This window comes from Acinetobacter sp. RF15B (genome assembly GCF_007558235.1).
Classification (GTDB): Bacteria; Pseudomonadota; Gammaproteobacteria; order Pseudomonadales; family Moraxellaceae; genus Acinetobacter; species Acinetobacter lwoffii_C.
The window spans coordinates 89,273-108,658 of record NZ_VLSR01000005.1 but is presented as its reverse complement, the minus strand read 5'-3'; the positions used below and the strand labels follow the sequence as shown (position 1 = coordinate 108,658).

The 19,386-nt window shown below is 46.1% G+C and carries 13 protein-coding genes and 2 tRNA genes; 10 read left to right on the top strand and 5 right to left on the bottom strand.

Translation table 11 applies throughout. The features are described 5' to 3' along the window. Positions 1–11: 11 nt before the first annotated feature. The 4 genes from ftsI to E2K74_RS05400 form a co-directional block, all read right to left on the bottom strand. Complete coding sequence (gene ftsI / locus E2K74_RS05415; RefSeq protein ID WP_151206666.1) at positions 12–1,835, bottom strand: penicillin-binding protein PBP3; 1,824 nt, start codon at positions 1,833–1,835, stop codon at positions 12–14. Positions 1,836–1,850: 15 nt separating this feature from the next. Beyond that, a complete protein-coding gene (ftsL, locus tag E2K74_RS05410) occupies positions 1,851–2,183 on the bottom strand; it encodes a cell division protein FtsL (protein ID WP_151205328.1) in 333 nt (110 codons plus the stop codon). Positions 2,184–2,193: 10 nt separating this feature from the next. After that, positions 2,194–3,105: a 16S rRNA (cytosine(1402)-N(4))-methyltransferase RsmH gene (rsmH, locus tag E2K74_RS05405; RefSeq protein ID WP_151206665.1), complete on the bottom strand. Its 912-nt coding sequence runs from the start codon at positions 3,103–3,105 to the stop codon at positions 2,194–2,196. Between the two features lie 206 nt (positions 3,106–3,311). Beyond that, positions 3,312–4,331: a sulfate ABC transporter substrate-binding protein gene (locus E2K74_RS05400; RefSeq protein WP_151205330.1), complete on the bottom strand. Its 1,020-nt coding sequence runs from the start codon at positions 4,329–4,331 to the stop codon at positions 3,312–3,314. A 779-nt stretch (positions 4,332–5,110) separates the two neighbouring features. On the opposite strand from E2K74_RS05400, the gene E2K74_RS05395 reads away from it, so the two are divergent. From E2K74_RS05395 to E2K74_RS05375, 5 genes are all read left to right on the top strand, one after another. Then, entirely contained in the window at positions 5,111–5,413 is a 303-nt protein-coding gene (locus E2K74_RS05395; RefSeq protein WP_151205326.1) for a hypothetical protein, read from the top strand. Between the two features lie 136 nt (positions 5,414–5,549). Continuing rightward, on the top strand, positions 5,550–7,058 hold the full coding sequence (gltX, locus tag E2K74_RS05390) for a glutamate--tRNA ligase (RefSeq protein WP_151206664.1): 1,509 nt from the start codon (positions 5,550–5,552) through the stop codon (positions 7,056–7,058). A 57-nt stretch (positions 7,059–7,115) separates the two neighbouring features. Further along, positions 7,116–7,191: transfer RNA gene (locus E2K74_RS05385), tRNA-Ala, on the top strand. Positions 7,192–7,228: 37 nt separating this feature from the next. Beyond that, a tRNA-Glu gene (locus E2K74_RS05380) sits at positions 7,229–7,304 on the top strand. Positions 7,305–7,446: 142 nt separating this feature from the next. After that, complete coding sequence (locus E2K74_RS05375) at positions 7,447–7,788, top strand: hypothetical protein (protein WP_151206663.1); 342 nt, start codon at positions 7,447–7,449, stop codon at positions 7,786–7,788. Positions 7,789–8,296: 508 nt separating this feature from the next. On the opposite strand, the gene ettA is transcribed toward E2K74_RS05375, so the two are convergent. After that, positions 8,297–9,958 carry an energy-dependent translational throttle protein EttA gene (ettA, locus tag E2K74_RS05370; protein WP_151206662.1) on the bottom strand — a complete coding sequence of 554 codons (1,662 nt, stop codon included), beginning with the start codon at positions 9,956–9,958 and terminating at the stop codon, positions 8,297–8,299. 310 nt (positions 9,959–10,268) lie between these two features. Here ettA and E2K74_RS05365 point away from each other — a divergent pair, with 310 nt between their 5' ends. From E2K74_RS05365 to E2K74_RS05345, 5 genes are all read left to right on the top strand, one after another. After that, a complete protein-coding gene (locus E2K74_RS05365; protein WP_151206661.1) occupies positions 10,269–11,546 on the top strand; it encodes an O-acetylhomoserine aminocarboxypropyltransferase/cysteine synthase family protein in 1,278 nt (425 codons plus the stop codon). Positions 11,547–11,840: 294 nt separating this feature from the next. Then, complete coding sequence (locus tag E2K74_RS05360) at positions 11,841–12,728, top strand: SDR family NAD(P)-dependent oxidoreductase (protein ID WP_151205603.1); 888 nt, start codon at positions 11,841–11,843, stop codon at positions 12,726–12,728. Positions 12,729–12,939: 211 nt separating this feature from the next. Further along, on the top strand, positions 12,940–13,722 hold the full coding sequence (gene hisIE / locus E2K74_RS05355; protein ID WP_151205662.1) for a bifunctional phosphoribosyl-AMP cyclohydrolase/phosphoribosyl-ATP diphosphatase HisIE: 783 nt from the start codon (positions 12,940–12,942) through the stop codon (positions 13,720–13,722). Positions 13,723–13,741: 19 nt separating this feature from the next. Continuing rightward, positions 13,742–15,244 carry a 3'-5' exonuclease gene (locus E2K74_RS05350; protein WP_151206660.1) on the top strand — a complete coding sequence of 501 codons (1,503 nt, stop codon included), beginning with the start codon at positions 13,742–13,744 and terminating at the stop codon, positions 15,242–15,244. A 1,303-nt stretch (positions 15,245–16,547) separates the two neighbouring features. Continuing rightward, positions 16,548–19,385, top strand: a complete 2,838-nt coding sequence (locus tag E2K74_RS05345; protein WP_151206659.1) for a monovalent cation/H+ antiporter subunit A — start codon at positions 16,548–16,550, stop codon at positions 19,383–19,385. The last annotated feature ends 1 nt before the right edge of the window (position 19,386 follow it).

Below are 19,386 nucleotides of genomic sequence, written 5' to 3'. Positions count from 1 at the left end.
TAATCACCTATTTACTGGACTTTGGGAGATTCTAAAGGTTTGTCCAAAGGGACATTGAGTAAGCGCAAGGATTCCTGCATCACACGCGCAAAAACCGGCGCCGATACTGTACCGCCATAGTAGGTGCCTTGCGGGTTTTCCACCACCACCACCATGGCAATGCGTGGATCACTCACCGGGGCAACACCGGCAAATAAAGCACGGTATTCACTCTGCGAATAGCCCTTACGGTCGGCACGTAGCTTGTGTGCGGTACCCGTTTTACCAGCGACACGATAACCCGGCACCACCGCACGGGTGGCAGTACCGCCTGGTAAAGTGGCTGTTTCCATCATTAATAGAACTTGATCCGCAATCTTTGGATCAAGCAGCTGTTCACCTTGGGGCTGCTCCTCAAGCTTGAACAGGCTCAGTGGCATTTTAACGCCCTTATTGGCCAGCATTGCATAAGCATCGGCTAACTGGAGGACCGTGGCATTTAGGCCATAACCATACGACATGGTGGCCACTTCAGAGACGTTCCATTTGCTTGGCGGCAGAATCAAACCGGCACTTTCACCTGGGAATTTCACCGCAGAGCGCTGGCCAAAACCCAGACGTTTATAGAAGGTTGGCAGTGTTTCATACGGCAAAGACAAGGCTAGTTTGGCAACCCCAACGTTAGAAGACTTCCGGATAATACCGCCCAAGGTCAATGGCCCATAGTTATGGGTATCCCGGATAGTATGGTTGCCGACACGCATACTGCCAGGGCTGGTATTGACCACTGAATTGGCGGTGTATTTACCGCTTTCCAAAGCCATCGCCACTGTCAGCGGTTTCATGGTTGAACCCGGCTCAAAAGAGTCAATCGCACCGCGGTTACGCATTGCATCTTTATTCTGCAAACTATTTTTATCATTCGGGTTATACGATGGCCAGGAAGAGAGCGCCAGAATTTCCCCGGTTTTAACATCCACCGCAATCGCAGTCGCCGAACGGGCATTATTCGCCACCCCTGCTGCGGTCAGTTCACGATACATGATGTATTGCAGGCGTGAGTCGATACTCAGGGTAATATTTTCTCCCGGCTCAACTTCCTTGATGACTTCCGGCTCCTTGACACGGTTCCCTTTTTTATCACGAATAATCTGCTGTTCGCCATCTTTACCTGCCAGGCGGGTATTCAGCTGCATTTCTAGACCTTCAATACCCGTACCTTCACTGTTGGTCAAACCAATAATCTGTGAGTTCGGCTGTGGCTGCGGATAATAACGCTTATAATTTTTCTCAGTATATACACCCTGAAAATTACGCTGCATGATCAGCTCCGCCTGCTGGGGCGGTACTTCTTTTTTCAGCACCAGATAACGCGAACGCTGACGCTCATCCATTTTCTTGCGCAATTCGGCCCGATCCATCCCGACAGCATCTGCCAGCTCATCCAGATTCAGGTTTTTATCCGGCAGCTGACGTTTCAGTTTGCGGCTATTTGGCTCTTTTTCCAAGGCCAGCATGGTCTCTTCATAGAGCTGTTTATTTTCAAAATAGTCCCGCGGGTCAATCACGATTTTCATGATGGGCGTACTGATGGCCAGCGGCACGCCATTGCGGTCATAAATCACGCCACGCATGGCTTTGATGGTATTGGTTCTTAAAATGTTGGCATTGGCTTTATTTTGCAGAAAATCTTTATTGATAATTTGCACATAAAAGGCGCGCCCGATCAAAACGATAAAACACAGCAGCACCACTGCCCACATCAGATAGAAACGGTTGATATAAATATTTGAGGTATTTTTATCAGTGACTGACTGCCTTTTACGTACCGGTTGCTTTTTTCTCTTGTCTACCATGTTGAAGCACTAGCCTTATTTTTTCTCATCTGAAGTCTGTGGTAAGGAAATCACAACGCTTTGTGACACCGGTGGCGAGTACATCCTTAACTGGGTAACCGCGCGCGTACCAATCTGCGCAGTCGCTCCAAAAGTCTGCTGTTCAATCAGCAAACGTCCCCATTCTGCATTCAGATCATCACGTTCACGCAGATAGGTACTCAGTTTCCGGTTGTCCTGACGATATTCAAACACTTGAAATACCACAAATACTGCACTGACAAAGATCATCAGTACCAGCACGATATAAGTAACGGCTTTTTTCAGCCACAACTTATCTGTTTTTTTACCAACCACTTCAGTTTTCATGATGTGCCTATTAAGCTAAACGTTCTGCAACCCGCAGCCATGCACTGCGTGACCGAGGATTGGCCTTCACCTCCTCCTCACTTGCCTTTACACGAGCCACTTTTTTTAAACGTCGCGTATCCTTCTGTTGTTGCGGCATGCCCCACCCCGAGTCTTCTGCGAGTGTCGATTCTTTTTGAATAAACTGTTTAATCAACCGGTCTTCGAGTGAATGAAAGCTGATCACCGCCAGACGGCCTTCCGGTTTTAAAATATCGACTGCCTGAGGCAAGAAGATTTCAATATCTTCCAATTCTTTATTAATAGCAATACGAATTGCTTGAAAAGTGCGGGTGGCAGCATGCTTATTTTTTTCCCATTTAGGATGCGCCACCTTAACAATTTCTGCCAGCTCGCCTGTGGTTGCAATATAGCCGGCCTTTTTAATGGCTTTGGCAATACGGCGACTATAACGCTCTTCGCCATACTGGAAAATAATATTAGCCAAAGCCTCTTCTTCAATCTCGATCAGCCATTCTGCCGCAGTAGGTCCCTGTGAATTATCCATTCGCATGTCCAGGGGACCGTCTTTCATAAAACTAAAGCCCCGCTCGGCTTGATCCAGTTGAGGTGAAGACACTCCCAGGTCAGCCATAACCCCATCCACACTGTCTATGCCCTGTTCAGCCAGTGCCTCTTTTAAATCGGCAAAGCTGGCATGAATAATTTTAAAACGCGGATCTTGCTGTTCCAGCTCAGCTGCCACGGCAAGAGCCTGCGGATCTTTATCAAAAGCATAAACACGCGCATGTTCATCTAATTTCGACAATAATAAACGCGTATGTCCACCACGCCCAAAGGTTCCATCCACATAAACTCCTGTATTGCGACCAGCCAGCAAGGCATCAATCGTTTCGTGAAGTAGTACAGAAATATGTGACATAACAACTCAATAATTAAGGCGAAAAATTTAACTGCACATTATCACTCTGTTTGTATAAAGCTCCAAATGACTTTTTGTAGATAAATATTACTTTTCATGCAGAAAACCATTTTTATTTTCTTTCCAGCATGTTTAGCCGGCTAAAATAACAAAAAAGCCTCTTCAAAGAGGCTTTTTTGTGGACAACTTAAATAACCAAACGATGATTAACGTTTACTATTGTAAATCTGGTCAAAGATCGCTCCATTGGCAAAGTGAGTTTTCTGTGCTGTGCTCCAGCCACCAAACACCTCATCAATGGTAAAGGTGTTGATTTTAGGGAATTGTGCAGAATACTTGGCCAGTACTTTTTTATTATGTGGACGGTAGAAATGCTTGGCTGCCATCTCTTGCCCCAGTGGTGAATACAGGTAATTGATATAGCCAGTCGCCAGCCATTTATTACCATTTTTTTCCACTGTGCGGTCTACAATCGCGACTGAAGGCTCTGTAAGAATGGTTAAAGATGGATAGATAATGTCAAATTTGTCCTTGCCCAAAGTTTTTTGGGTAACCAAGGCTTCATTTTCCCAGGTCAATAACACATCACCAATGCCTCTCTCAGCGAAGGTGGTCATGGATGCACGTGCTGCCGAATCCATCACTTTGACATTTTTATAGAGTTTAGCTACAAAGTCTTGCGCTTTGGCTTTGCTACCGCCTGGCTGTTTTTCAGCATACCCCCAAGCAGACAGATAGACCCAACGTGGCAAACCACCAGTTTTCGGGTTTGGCGTAATGATTTCCACACCCGGTTTAGTCAGGTCGGTCCAGTCCTTAATGCCTTTCGGGTTGCCTTTACGCACCATAAATACAATGGTCGAGGTGTAAGGCGCAGAGTTATGCGGAAATTCTTTTTGCCACCCTGGCTGAATCTGTCCAGAACGCACAATTTCTTCAATATCATTTGCCAGCGCCAGTGTCACAACGTCACCTTTCAGGCCATCGACAACAGAACGTGCCTGCTTGCCAGAACCGCCATGTGACTGTTTAAAGTTGACATCCACACCGGTGCGTTTTTTCCAGTAAGCACCGAAAGACTTATTGAACTCATCATAAAATTCACGTGTCGCATCATAAGATACATTCAGGAACTGACGATCTGCGGCTTGGGTCACAGTTGCAGTCATCGCCAGACCGGTTGCCAGTAATGCTGCACGAAACAACGATTTCAATTCAGTTTTCATAGCCATATGGAGGTTCATCTATCATGGAGAGAACTATATGGAACAAAGTGATTTATCGCAATTCAGCATCTCCCTGAAAAACTTGATGGAATAAAAACAATATAAGTACAATGTATTGTTTTTATTCAATAAAAAATTGAAGATACCCGACTTCCGCTAATATATAGTATTTTATTCTTTCTATATGAGAAAAATGGATAATCAACCTTCCAATTTGAGCTTCGAGCAGGCTCAGACCGTAGATCAGGGTGGCTTTAAGTACAGCTAGTCAATAAGGCACCATTAAACAGATTAATTTCTGGAGGAGCTTATAAAAAGTATTTAAAAATCCTGGTTGAGATTTTGACCCTTTACAATTATCCATTTTTTACAAAAGTTGAGAGCTAAGAGCTTTACTTTAAATAAAGAAAAGTAGCGGTTAGGCTCAGGTATTCTGTAAAAAAATAATTTTATTTAAAATCAAATAATTATAAGAATAACAACCAAATAAAAAGGGTTTTAAAAGGTTTTTCAGGTCTTAAACACAGATACAAATTCGGTTAAAAGTGAATCTCTTGCTACAATAAAAGACAGTTCTTCACGTTCTCTTCATAGTTATTTGCTAAAAATACGCCCTCAAGAGGGGAAATGCCGTTTTTGGTAAAGTTTTATACCATTATTTAGACTTTTTTGTAAAAAATGTGATACAGTTTTAATTCTCTATATTAAATTGTAGACTTAGTATTAAAAAAACATTTTAAGCAAAATAAGTCCAATCATAGCCAAGGGGAGGTTTGTAAATGAAAACCAGTCTATTGACAACCAGCATCCTGAGCCTAATCATGCTGTTGACTACACAGTTCGGTCATGCGGTGGTCGTGAAAAACACTGCACCTAAAACTCTGATTAACCAACTCGAAGTCAAAAACTCTCCGATTGAAAAAGCGCTGCAACAGCACAAGACAGATAAGACCCTGTATACGGAAGATAATCTGAAAGTGCAGACGGCCCTAAAAATCACCCCATCACAAAATTTCTTTGCCGCACAAAACCAGCGTTTTACCCGTTTTGTACAAAGCATTTTTTCCCCCAACCATTCTTAAATGCCTGTAGGCCAGTCTTAATCTGACCATTCCCTGCGATTTTACAGCCATCTCATGCAATGTTTGAATAAAGCATTCAGTAGATGGCTTTTTCGTTATAATAGAGGCAAATTCATATTCCAGACCTTATTCGACTATGACTGTTCGTACGCGTATTGCCCCTTCTCCTACTGGTTTTCCTCATGTAGGTACTGCTTATATCGCCCTGTTTAACCTGTGCTTTGCCAAGCAACATGGCGGTGAGTTTATTTTACGGATTGAAGATACAGACCAGCTGCGCTCAACCCCTGAATCTGAAAAGATGATTCTGGATTCCCTGCGCTGGTTAGGCCTGAACTGGTCAGAAGGTCCAGATGTAGGTGGTCCGCATGCACCTTATCGTCAGTCTGAACGCATGGACATCTATAAGCAATATGCGCTGGAACTGGTCGAAAAAGGCCATGCTTTCTATTGTTTCGCCACCAGTGAAGAACTTGACCAGATGCGTGCTGAGCAGCAAGCACGCGGTGAAACCCCACGTTATGATGGCCGCGGCCTGCTGCTTTCGCCTGCAGAAGTGGAGCGCCGTCTGGCGGCGGGTGAGCCGCATGTTATCCGCATGAAAGTACCGACTGAAGGTATCTGCACATTTAATGACATGCTGCGCGGTGAAGTAGAAATTCCATGGGCGCAAGTCGACATGCAAATCCTGCTAAAAACTGACGGCCTGCCAACTTACCATCTGGCGAACGTAGTCGATGATCATTTGATGCAAATCACCCACGTGATCCGTGGTGAAGAATGGATTCCATCGGCACCCAAACACCAGCTGCTATACCAGTACTTTGGCTGGGAGATGCCTACCCTGTGCCATATGCCGTTGTTACGTAATCCGGACAAGTCCAAACTGTCCAAACGTAAAAATCCAACCTCAATTAATTATTACAAGGATATTGGGGTCTTGCCGGAAGCCTTGTTGAACTATCTGGGCCGGATGGGTTGGTCGATGCCGGATGAGCGTGAAAAGTTCACTTTGGCTAAAATGATCGAACATTTTGACATTCAACGGGTCTCTCTGGGTGGCCCAATCTTTGATGTTGAGAAACTAAACTGGCTTAATGGTCAGTGGATTAAAGCCCTGTCTCCCGCTGAACTATTAGATACCTTACTGGCCTGGAAAGCAGACCGTGCCAAACTGGAAGAAATCGCTGCTGCGATTCAGCCACGTATTAATTTACTGTCTGAAGCTGTCAACTGGTCAGCGCATTATTTCAACCATTTCCCGACACTCAGTAAAGCGCAGTTTGAAAGCAAGAAGCTGTCCGAAGAACAGGTTCGCCAAAGCCTGCAATTCGCAATCTGGCGTCTGGAAAGCCTGTTTACCTGGAATAATGATACGGTAAGCCAAACCTTAATGGACCTGGCTGCTCAAATGGAAATCAAGCTGCGTGATTTCATGCCAGCCTTCTTTATTGCAATTGCCGGTTCAACAGCATCTACCCCAGTGATGCAAACCATGGTCACCATTGGCCCTGACCTGACCTTCGCCCGCTTACGTCATGCGCTAGAAATTGTCGGTGGCCCAAGCAAAAAAGAGCTAAAAACTTGGGAAAAACTGAATGAAAGCCTAAAGTTGCCGAAAAATAAAGCAGTCGATCAAGCTTAATTCATTTTTTTGTTGACGGCTGAGCGTTATATCCCTAATATAGCGCTCACACAGACTGGGGTCATAGCTCAGTTGGTAGAGCGCTACAATGGCATTGTAGAGGTCAGGAGTTCGATCCTCCTTGACTCCACCAAACCAAGTCTTGCTTTGCCTGTGTATTTGCCTCATTTGTCCCTATCGTCTAGAGGCCTAGGACATCGCCCTTTCACGGCGGCAACCGGGGTTCGAATCCCCGTAGGGACGCCATATTCAAGATGGCAACATCTTTATAAAAAACCCAAGCATTATGACTTGGGTTTTTTATTGTCTGTATGTTTTTTTTGGCCAGTCTTCGGTTTCTGCCTATCTTCCGATAAAATAATCAGTAATTTAGAATTTTGGAGTTGTAATGCAATATCGCTGCCCTAAATGTCAGAGTCCAAAAATCATGCCACTGGCCCAACCTGGCCAAGTGACAGCACGCCCTGTCGTACCCAAAAGCCTGGTTTTCCTGGTACCTGCCCTGTTTGTATTATTACTGCTGGTTATTATCAGTATTGCCATGTGGATTTTTGGTGATGGTGCGGGTTCAACCCTACAGATGGCGACCGTAATTGTGTTTATTGTCTGCCTGATCGCAGGCTTCCTGTTTTATAAAGATCTGCCAGATTTTAAAATTTCCATGCAGGCCTTCATGCAAAACCAGAAAAAATGGAAATGCCGCGAATGTGATCATCAATGGGAAATCTGAATCCTCGATCATTCAACAAGCTGATGGTCATTTGATCCTCAGCTTGTATTCCCATAGAAAATCTTTAAAACCAAGCGCAATTACCAGCTTCACAACGACCAATTTCTCAAGCCAGAAAAACCGCTCTGCTGTTTTTATGGATGATAAATATAATGCTCGCATTCAGAATGAACGACAGAAAGCCATTTTAAAAATATATGAGCTTCAAAATTAGGTAGCCTATCATCACTGGCCAATCCTGCGCTTTAAATAGCTTACTTGCGAACACACTGTGGCGGGAGTTTCACTGTTCGGCAGCCAATAAAAAATATTTTCAAAACCATAACACTCAACTGCTCTAGTTTAAAGTTTCCAAGCATGTTTTCAAATCACCCACACACGAAAGAAATACTTTTATAGCGGCGTCATTGACCAAAGGATGCCAATAAAAAAGCCTGTAAACAGAAAATCATGAAAGAGCAATCAATAAAAAACCAGTCCGGAGACTGGTTTCTTTTATGTGCGGGAATTAAGCCCCAATTTTGCGATATTTCTGACGTTTGGCAGTCAGATCATCACCATATTGCTTACGACGGTATTCTTCAAACTCGGCATAGTTACCTGTAAAGAATTCCGGTGTTTCATCTTCAAATGACAGGATATGAGTGGCAATACGGTCCAGGAACCAACGGTCATGCGACACCACCATGACAGTACCCGGGAAGACCAGAATCGCATCTTCTAGTGCACGTAAAGTTTCGATATCCAGGTCGTTTGACGGTTCATCGAGCAAGATAACGTTTGCCCCCATTTGCAGGATTTTCGCCAGCTGTAAACGGTTACGCTCACCACCTGACAAACCACCTACACGTTTTTGCTGATCTTGGCCCTTGAAGTTAAAGCGACCAATATAAGCACGTGAAGCGATTTCATAATCACCGATTTTCAGGATATCCAGGCCACCAGACACTTCTTCCCAAACGGTTTTATTGTCATCCAGCGTGTCGCGGATCTGGCCCACATACGCCACTTTAACCGAATCACCCAGCGTTACAGTACCGGTATCCGGTTGCTGTTCGCCAGTCATCATGCGGAATAGCGTTGTTTTACCTGCACCGTTTGGACCCACGATTCCGACAATTGCCGCTGGTGGTACAGTGAAAGATAAATCCTTGTACAGCAGCTTATCGCCAAAGGATTTGCTGATATTTTCAACTTCAACCACCTTGTTGCCCAGACGTGGACCAGGTGGAATATAAATTTCAGAAGTTTCGTTACGCTGCTGGAATTCACGCGAGTTCAGCTCTTCAAAACGCTCCATACGCGCCTTGTTTTTCTTCTGCTGACCCTTAGCATTGGTACGAACCCACTCAAGCTCTTTTTTCAACGCCTTGGCAAAAGACTCTTCCTGCTTGTTCTCTTGCTCTAAGCGGGCATTTTTCTGCTCCAGCCATGAAGAGTAGTTACCTTGATAAGGAATACCATGTCCACGGTCAAGTTCCAGAATCCACTCGGCAACGTTATCCAGGAAGTAACGGTCGTGCGTAATCGCCACGATTGTGCCCGGAAAATCTTTCAGGAAGCGTTCCAGCCAAGATACAGATTCTGCATCCAGATGGTTCGTCGGTTCATCCAGCAACAGCATATCCGGTTTAGACAGCAGCAAACGGCAGAGGGCCACACGACGGCGTTCACCACCCGACAGCTGGCTGACATCTGCATCCCATGCGGGCAGGTTTAATGCTGCCGCAGCCTGTTCCAGTTGGTTGTTCAGGTTATGTGCATCCCAAGTCTGGATAATCGCTTCCAGCTTTTCCTGCTCTTTGGCCAGCGCATCAAAGTCAGCATCCGGCTCGGCATATTCAGCAAACACCTGATCTAGACGTTCCAGCGCATCTAGCGCTTCACGCACACCATCTTCAACGTTACCGCGAACGTCTTTGCTTGGATCTAGCGGTGGTTCCTGCTCTAGGTAGCCAATTTTGATACCTGGTTGTGCACGTGCTTCACCAGAGAAATCTTTGTCTACGCCCGCCATAATACGGAGCAAAGTGGACTTACCGGCACCGTTTAAACCAAGCACACCAATTTTTGCACCCGGAAAAAATGATAAAGAGATGTCTTTCAGGATTTCGCGTTTCGGCGGTACCATCTTCGACACTCGGTTCATCGTATAAATATATTGGGCCACGTAGGACTCCTCAACTGAAAAACCAAATGGGGGCAAAACTTATCCCCCTGCTCTCAAAAAGAGCGAAAAAATTATCCGCTATTATACGCAGAATGCCTCGAAAACATAAGCCATTCCTCTGGACTTCAATGCATTGTTACAAGTTTTATCTGAGCGGATTTTCAAACTGCGCTTTTTAGTAAAAAACTTGCATTCCTGCAAGGATTCTATATAAATAATTAAGCTATTCAATTAAGTAAATATGCATTTTTGTGTATATCCAGAATGCTAGACTCACCCCATACCCAAAACATCAAGAAGATCGAATCTTATGACTTACAAAGCAGAAACTCTTGCCATTCATGCAGGTTATAGCCCCGAGCCCACTACCAAAGCGGTCGCCGTTCCGATTTATCAAACCACTTCCTATGCGTTTGACAATACCCAGCACGGTGCAGATCTGTTTGACTTGAAAGTCCCGGGAAATATCTATACCCGTATCATGAACCCGACTACGGCTGTGCTGGAACAGCGGGTTGCTGCCCTGGAAGGCGGAATTGGCGCACTTGCCCTAGCTTCGGGTATGGCTGCAATTACTTATGCCGTTCAGACCATTGCGGAAGCAGGTGACAATATTGCATCCGTTTCAACTTTATATGGCGGTACTTACAACCTGTTTGCCCACACCTTGCCAAAGCAAGGGATCGAAGTACGTTTCTTTGATTATGCAAATCCGGAAGCACTACGTGAACTGATTGATGACAAGACTAAACTGGTATTTGTTGAGTCGATTGGTAATCCGCTGGGGAATATTATTGACTTGGAAGCCATTTCCAAAATTGCCCATGAATATGGGGTTCCCGTGATCGTGGACAATACGGTTGCGACTCCAGTCCTGCAAAAATCTTTTGATTTTGGTGCGGATATTGTGGTGCACTCCCTGACCAAATATATCGGCGGTCACGGCAATTCAATTGGCGGCATCATTGTGGATAGTGGCAAGTTCCCATGGGGTAAATACCCTGAGCGCTTTAAAACACTAAATACCCCAGACCCAAGCTATCATGGTGTGAATTATGTCGAAGTGCTGGGCGAAGCGGCTTATATTGCACGTGCGCGTGTGGTACCGCTACGCAATACAGGCGCCGCGATTAGCCCGCAGAACGTCTTCCTGATTCTGCAAGGTTTAGAAACCTTAAGCCTGCGTATGGAACGTCATACCGAAAATGCCCAGAAAGTAGCCGAATACCTGCAACAACATGCCAAGGTAAAATGGGTCAATTATGCCGGTTTAAAAGACCATCCACAGCATGCTTTGGCACAAAAATATGTGAAAGGGAAACCATCAGCCATTCTGACCTTCGGAGTTGAAGATGGGCGCGAAGGGGGGGCACGCTTTATTGATGCACTCCAACTGTTTACCCGTCTGGTCAATATCGGCGATGCCAAGAGTCTGGCCTGTCACCCGGCTACCACTACTCACCGCCAGCTCAACCCTGAAGAGCTGAAATCTGCGGGAGTCAGTGAAGATATGGTGCGTTTATCCATCGGGATTGAACATATTGATGATCTGATTGCCGATCTTGAGCAGGCGTTGGCCGCTGTCTAAAACATATTACTCCTTCAACAAACTCCATCTTTCGAGATGGAGTTTTTTATTTATTTTTAAAACAGAGACTTGCTCTGCTTTTGTTTTTCGTGTTAAAAATCAAATGAAACAATGAGTATAAATAGAGCAATTACTCTAATTTTTATTGTATTTTCAATAGTTTAATGTCTAGATTTTCCTGAAGAATTGATTATCATATTGTGACTCATCTTCGCTCTCATTTCCTGTTAGAGCCTTCACTGATTTTTAATAAAAAACAATTTGAATGCTATTTTCAAATTAGGGATAACAAACGTGAAAACTAAACTACAGAAACAATTGGAAAAACGTGTCGCAGGTAAAACGGTTCTGATTACCGGAGCCTCTAGCGGGATCGGCTTGACCACAGCTCATCAGCTGGCTGAGGCTGGCGCACATGTATTATTGGTGGCACGTACCCAGGAAACCTTGGAGCAGGTTCAACAAGAGATTGAAGCCAAAGGTGGTAAAGCCTCGATTTTTCCATGCGATCTGAATGATATGGAAGCGATTGACGAAGTCTCCAAGCAGATCATTGCCTCTGTCGACCATATCGATATTCTGATCAATAATGCTGGCCGCTCGATTCGTCGTGCTGTCCATGAGTCAGTCGACCGCTTTCATGATTTTGAGCGCACCATGCAGCTGAATTATTTTGGTGCAGTACGTCTGATTATGAATATCCTGCCACAAATGATGAGCCGCCGTGCTGGCCATATCATCAATATCAGCTCGATTGGCGTACTGGCCAATGCGACCCGCTTCTCGGCCTATGTGGCATCGAAGGCAGCACTGGATGCGTTTAGCCGTTGTCTGTCAGCTGAGGTCCATTCACATAAGGTGGCAATTACTTCGGTTTATATGCCGCTGGTACGTACCCCAATGATTGCACCCACCAAGATCTATAAATATGTGCCTACCCTGTCGCCAGAGCAGGCAGCTGCACTAGTTGCTTATGCAATTGTCAAACGTCCGAAGAAAGTAGCGACCCATCTGGGACGTCTGGCTTCAATTACTTATGCTGTTGCCCCGGACATCAACAATGTATTGATGTCGATTGGTTATAACCTGTTCCCGAGCTCTTCGGCTTCGGTTGGTCAGCCACAGAAACTGAACTGGGTACAAAAGGCCTATGCACGGATTTTCCCGGGCGAACACTGGTAAGAAACCCAAGACTCAAGCCGCCTGAACAGGCGGTTTTTGTTTTTTAAACCTGTGTGTTTTTAGCATAGAAAAATATGATCTCAATGCACCACGACACCTGCTGTCTTTTCAGCTACAGATTTTTGCCGCAAATGCGACGAGATCACGTACACTATGGACGGATATTTTTAATCCATATTCTTATATTCAGATTCAAGTAATGGAACCCCTTATGAATAACATGCAATGGCTCGATGAAGTAAAATTTAACGAACAAGGTCTGATCCCTGCCATTGCCCAGCATCACCAGAGCGGGCGTGTCCTGATGGTGGCTTGGATGAACCGTGAAGCGCTGGCTTTGACTGCCGAGAAGAATCAGGCTGTATATTTTTCCCGTTCACGCAACAAGTTATGGCATAAGGGGGAAGAGTCCGGACATTTTCAGACTATCCATGAAATCCGCCTCGACTGCGATGCAGATGTGATCATTCTGCAAATTGAGCAGCATGGCGGCATTGCCTGCCATACCGGCCGTGAGTCTTGTTTTTATCGTAAACTGACTCAAAATGGCTGGGAAACCGTGGATGCCCAGTTAAAAGATCCAAATGCAATTTATGGGCAAAAAACCACCAACCCGCATACCCTCGCCATGAATGCGTCCACCGCTCAGTCTGAACAGGTAGAAGTCCTCTCTTATCTCGGTGCAATGATGGCAGAACGTAAAAAAGCCGATCCGGATTCCTCCTATGTGGCCAAGCTGTACCATAAAGGGCTGAACAAGATTCTGGAAAAAGTGGGTGAAGAAAGCGTTGAAACTGTTCTTGCAGCCAAGGATTTTAAAGCTGAAGCCAATGAAGACCATAAAAATGACCTGATTTATGAAGTGGCTGACCTGTGGTTCCATACGATTGTCATGCTCGGTTATTTCGACCTTGAGCCGCAACTGGTTCTGAATGAACTGGCGCGCCGTCAGGGATTATCTGGTCTGGTTGAAAAAGCCAATCGTCTACATTAAAACGTGAATGAAGAATACGGTGTCTGATCTGCAAAAACCCAAACCCACCTATGAGCAGGCCACTGCCATTGATAATGCACGTCTGGGTAAATCCTTCAAGGTAATTGCCTATGCCGGCACAGGTAAAACCACCACCCTGCAAATGATCAGTGATGCCATGCTGGGGCGGCGTGGCATGTATCTGGCCTTTAACAAGGCGATTGCCTCTGAAGCGCAAAATAAGTTTCATCGCGGTGTGGACTGCCGTACCTTCCACTCGCTGGCTTTTCGCAGTGTTCCACGTGGAGTAACAGATAAGCTGCGTCTGCCACGTTTAAGCCCGAGCTTTATTGCCAAGGAGTATCGTTTAGAACCGATGACCTTGCGCCGCATGATGGGCGGACGTTATGAAAAATATGTGCTGATGCCTTCGCGTCTGGCCAGTCTGGTGGCCAATGCTGTCGGACATTTCTGCTCTACCAGTTCACAATACCCTGCTCCACGACATATTCAGGCACCCAGCTGGCTGCATCCAGATGACATCGAAATGCTACAGCAGAAACTTTATCCGGCAGTCGAACGGCGCTGGCTGGAGTCCATTGATCCGAACCATCAGGCCGGAATCGGGCATGATATTTATCTCAAACTCTGGGCACTGTCTGAACCGAATATTCCAGCGGACTATGTACTTTTTGATGAAGCACAAGATGCCGACCCCCTGATGCTGGGTATTTTACTAAAACAGCGTAATACCCAGGTAATTTATGTCGGTGATGCGCATCAGCAGATTTATGCCTGGCGCGGTGCGGTCAATGCCATGCAGCAACTGCCGCTGCCGGAATCGCGCCTAACCACCTCTTTCCGTTTTGGCCCCGAAATTGCGCTGAATGCCAATGCTCTTCTGGGCGCGCTGAATGAAACTGTCCCCCTCTTGGGTAATTCCTTATTGAATTCCAAAGTGGTCAATAAACCGCACACCAAGATGCGGGATGCAATTCTCTGCCGTACCAATGCCCGGGCGATGGAGCTGCTACTGGCCGGTCTGGTTCGGGGGGATAAAGTCAGTCTGCAAGCTGACCATGTCAAGCTGAACCGCTTTGTCGATGCTGCCAGCATGCTCAAACAAGGGAAACGCGTCATTGATGTACCGGAACTGGCCTGGTTTAATTCCTGGCATGATGTGCATGAGTATTGCGAAACCAATGAAGGCAGTGACATCAAGCCGCTGGTCAAACTGGTCGATGAACACGGTACAGATTCACTCAAAACGGCACTGGCCAAAATTACCCCGATTGCCCAGGCTGATTATATTATTTCTACGGCGCACAAGGCCAAAGGCCTAGAATGGGACCGGGTACATATCGAAGATGATTATCAGTTCAAGCTGAATGAAAAAGATCATAAAATTAGCGATGAGGAATTACGTTTACTGTATGTGGCCTGTACACGCGCTAAAGTAAGCTTAAATATCCATCATATTTATGACCTGATTCAACAGTTAAAGCTCAGGATGCCACAATCACTGCGCCAAGCCATTGGCTAGTCACCTCCTAAGGGTCAAGCTTCAGAGACAGGTGATCTATGCATTCTATGTATATTGAATCCATTCGACCGAAACATACGCTGTAATTTTCTAATCTTCGCCCGGATTTTAATCCTCAGCGCCCGGTTACGCTGCTTTTAGCTGCTTAGGGCACTGGCAAAAGCACTTTTTTACTGTGTTGTTGTGATCAGGCACTGACCTGGTTTGCTGTACGTGACCAAGATGGCCGGACTGCAGGGGCTAAACCTGTTGGATCAGGACATTTTACAATACCGGCTCCGCTCCCAGATTGATCTTCAGGTCAGCTTTCCGGAAGAGATTGAGTGATTGACGGAGTCCCGCCAGATAGACCCGATAGCCTCTTCCCTCCTATTTCTGGCAACTTTATAAAGCCCTGAACAGTAAAGACCTAGCACTCAGTAAGGCGGTAATTCAACCGCTTGATGCCCTGATGTTCAGCTCTTAACTAAAAATAATCTGGCGATTTGTTACAGCGCATACTTACGATATTACTGTGATTGCATTGACCTTGTTTACTCATTTTTGCGAGTATTTTCATGAAACCAGCGATATTGAAAATGCACAACGTGCAAAAATTATTGATCAGCTGTTAAAACTCAGCCTGCAAGCTTCATAGCTACAATTTGAGCCGCTTTATGCTGATTTGGGATTACAGCGCAGTCAGTGTGCGGCTACCTGTGCAAGCTTTCCGCTAAAACATCCATCTAGCCCATTCAGTCATCTGGAAATATTTCAGCTGATGCCGGCGCAGCTTCGCGCTGGACCGCAACAGCTACTCGTACAAGTTCTTATTCAATAAAAAATCTGCTGCCCCGGCCAGAATTACCTTAATCTGATTTAAACACATTCGCGATAAATTTAAGTTAAAGCCTCATATGGGTTACTCTGCCGATGATTAACGCTCTAGCATTTTCTGGGTTCAAATGGCGACTTTATCCATTTTTATCAATCAAGATGCCTGATCTGATCTTTATTTTCGGTCAATTTAATCCGAGCGATTTCAGCATCCACCCCATTGAAAAATCAGCTCACGTATAATTGAAATGTTCTGAATAAAAACGTTGATGTTGTGGTTATCCTGTAATATGATCGGTTTTATCTGCAAATTTCACTGTGAAATCGGAATTTGCTATCGTTTATAGGTTGTGCAATACAACTGTTTTTATTCTTTTGAATACCATTTTGGCTTTCAAGATCGAGAAGTTTTGGATCATTCTTTGTGCTCCTGTAATCCTTGAAAGATAAAATTTCACCCTAGGTTTATTACAACCTAAACACGACAATGGATACGAGTGTGCTGCCGATTATTATATTGTTACCCTTAGTATTAGGCACAACCCTTGTCTCGTGGCTGAAGCAATTTTCCCGCGGGGTAACGGCTTTAGGCGCAATTGGCGTCAGCCTGAGCAGTTTTCTACTCTTAGTGAGCCAGGCACCTGCAGTATTTAAGGGTGCCGTCATTACTCAAAGTTGGTCTTGGTTACCGCAACTCGGGATCGACTTCAGTTTCCGTCTGGACTCACTGGGCCTGCTCTTTTCCCTGTTGATTAGCGGTATTGGTACGCTGATCTACATTTATGCCTATTACTATCTCAGCCCCAAAAATTCGCTCAGTAAACTGTACATCCTGCTCATGCTGTTTATGGCAGCCATGCTTGGTATTTCATTATCTAATAATCTGCTGATTCTGCTGGTGTTCTGGGAAATGACCAGTATTTCCTCCTTCCTGCTGGTGGGTTACTGGAGCAATTACGAGGCGGCACAGCGCGGTTCACGTATGGCGCTAACCATTACCGGTATGGGGGGTCTGGCCATGCTCGGTGGCTTTATCCTGCTGGGTCAGATGACGGGAACTTATCAGATCGACCAGATTCTGACCATGACTGAGCAGATTCAGGCCCATCATTTATTTGTTCCCACCTTGTTGCTGATTCTGCTCGGCGCTTTTACCAAAAGTGCCCAGTTTCCGTTTCATTTCTGGTTACCGAATGCCATGGCCGCCCCTACACCGGTGTCTGCCTATCTGCATTCAGCGACGATGGTCAAGGCCGGGCTCTTTTTAGTAGCACGTTTGTTACCAATTTTTGCCGGAGCCGCGTTATTTCATAATATCGTGACCTTCGTTGGCCTGTTCACTTTGTTGATAGCGGCCTTCTTTGCCATTTTTAAAGAGGACCTGAAAGGTCTGCTTGCCTATTCGACCATCAGCCATTTGGGCCTGATCATGTGTCTGCTCGGTATTGGCTCACCGCTGGCAGTGGCCGCCGCGATTTTCCATATTATTAACCATGCCACCTTTAAAGCAGCGCTGTTCATGATTGCCGGTATTATTGACCATGAGTCAGGCACGCGTGATTTGCGTAAACTATCCGGTTTATGGCAGCTGCTTCCCTTTAGCGCCACCCTGACAATGATCACGGCCGCTTCGATGGCAGGTATGCCTTTGACCAATGGTTTCCTGTCCAAGGAAATGTTCTTTACCGAACTGGTTTCGACCTTAAGTGGTCCGGTGATGGTGGTGTCAGCCATTGCTGCAACTCTGGCTGGTATTTTTGCAGTTGCCTATTCTATTCGTCTGGTACATGGCGTGTTCTTTGATGGGCCGCTCGGCCAGCAAGTACCAAATAAAACAGCGCATGAGCCACCTTTTGGTATGCGTGCACCAGCCACCTTACTGGCCATCTTATGTATTCTGGTCGGGTTGCTGCCTGCTTTACTGGTTGAAAACATCGTCAATAGTACGGCGCGGGCTGCTACCCAAAATTTTGCATTTGAAGGAACCCATCTGGCCTTATGGCATGGTATTAACCTGCCGCTGTTCATGAGTCTAGTTGCCCTGATTGGTGGGGTAATCTTTTATTTTGCGCTGGCCAAAGGCGGTACCATTCGTGAAATTGATTTGGACCCGAAACTCGGCAGATTACAGGGCCGCATTCTCTTTGACCTGTTTCTGAAAAGCCTGTTATTAAATTCGCGCCGTTTCCGTCGCGCCACTGAAAATGGCAAGCTGCAAAGCTATCTCTTATGGATTATGCTGTTTACCACAACTCTGGTTGCCCTGCCCCTGATCGGCAATGGCATCACTGCCGGTACGCGTGAACTGACGCATGCGCCTACCCTGGCAATTGTGTTGTGGTTATTACTCTTCTCGGCCTGCTGGATGATGCTGTGGTTTCATCATGAGCGGATCAAGGCGGTACTGATTAGTGGTGCGGTGGGTCTGGTTGTCACGATGGTCTTTATCGGCTTTTCGGCACCCGATTTAGCGCTCACCCAGATCACGGTCGATGTGGTCACCACGGTACTGCTACTCATGAGCCTGTCTTTATTACCTCAATTAACGCCGTATGAGTCCAGCATGTCTCGCCGCTGGCGCGATGCCATTATCGCAATTACAGGCGGTGTCGGCATTGCAGTCATTGCCTGGCTAATCTTAACCCGCGATCATAATTCATTGTCCTGGTTCTTCCTGCAACAATCCATTCCTCTGGGCGGCGGTACCAATGTGGTCAATGTGATTTTGGTCGATTTCCGTGGGTTTGATACCTTCGGCGAAATTACCGTACTGGGTATTGCCGCCATTGGGGTGCTCAGCTTGATGGATGGCATGCGCGCGCATGGCGCTACCATGACCCAAGGCCTGACCTATCGCTTTAATCCGTCGCCTCTCATGCTACGGATCACTGCATCCTGGATTTTACCGGTCGCACTGGTGATCAGCCTGTATATCTTCCTCAGAGGCCATAACCTGCCAGGGGGGGGATTTATTGCCGGTCTGGTAACATCATTGGCCTTGATTATTCAGTATATTGCAATTGGTCAAGATCAGGCTGAAAAACTGCTGGGGGCTAAATCTGGACGTCTCTATGAAATCTGGATTGGTGTAGGTTTAACCATCGCCGGCCTCACCGGTGTGGCGGCCTGGTTCTGGTCACGTCCCTTCCTGACCAGTGCACATATTTATGTCTCGCCACCCATCTTGGGGGAAATGCATCTGGCTTCGGCGGCCCTGTTTGATGCCGGCGTATATATTACGGTGGTAGGTGCGACCATGCTGATGATCTCAGTTCTGGGCGACTCCCGCCACTCCAGCATGACCGGTCCGGTACCAAGAGGATAAT

Excerpts from the sequence above, each read along its gene's own strand:
- E2K74_RS05395 (WP_151205326.1), top strand. The coding sequence starts at position 5,111 with ATGAAAACCAGTCTATTGACAACCAGCATCCTGAGCCTAATCATGCTG.
- ftsL (WP_151205328.1), bottom strand. The coding sequence starts at position 2,183 with ATGAAAACTGAAGTGGTTGGTAAAAAAACAGATAAGTTGTGGCTGAAA.
- E2K74_RS05345 (WP_151206659.1), top strand. The coding sequence starts at position 16,548 with ATGGATACGAGTGTGCTGCCGATTATTATATTGTTACCCTTAGTATTA.
- rsmH (WP_151206665.1), bottom strand. The coding sequence starts at position 3,105 with ATGTCACATATTTCTGTACTACTTCACGAAACGATTGATGCCTTGCTG.
- E2K74_RS05400 (WP_151205330.1), bottom strand. The coding sequence starts at position 4,331 with ATGAAAACTGAATTGAAATCGTTGTTTCGTGCAGCATTACTGGCAACC.
- E2K74_RS05365 (WP_151206661.1), top strand. The coding sequence starts at position 10,269 with ATGACTTACAAAGCAGAAACTCTTGCCATTCATGCAGGTTATAGCCCC.
- hisIE (WP_151205662.1), top strand. The coding sequence starts at position 12,940 with ATGAATAACATGCAATGGCTCGATGAAGTAAAATTTAACGAACAAGGT.
- gltX (WP_151206664.1), top strand. The coding sequence starts at position 5,550 with ATGACTGTTCGTACGCGTATTGCCCCTTCTCCTACTGGTTTTCCTCAT.
- ftsI (WP_151206666.1), bottom strand. The coding sequence starts at position 1,835 with ATGGTAGACAAGAGAAAAAAGCAACCGGTACGTAAAAGGCAGTCAGTC.
- E2K74_RS05375 (WP_151206663.1), top strand. The coding sequence starts at position 7,447 with ATGCAATATCGCTGCCCTAAATGTCAGAGTCCAAAAATCATGCCACTG.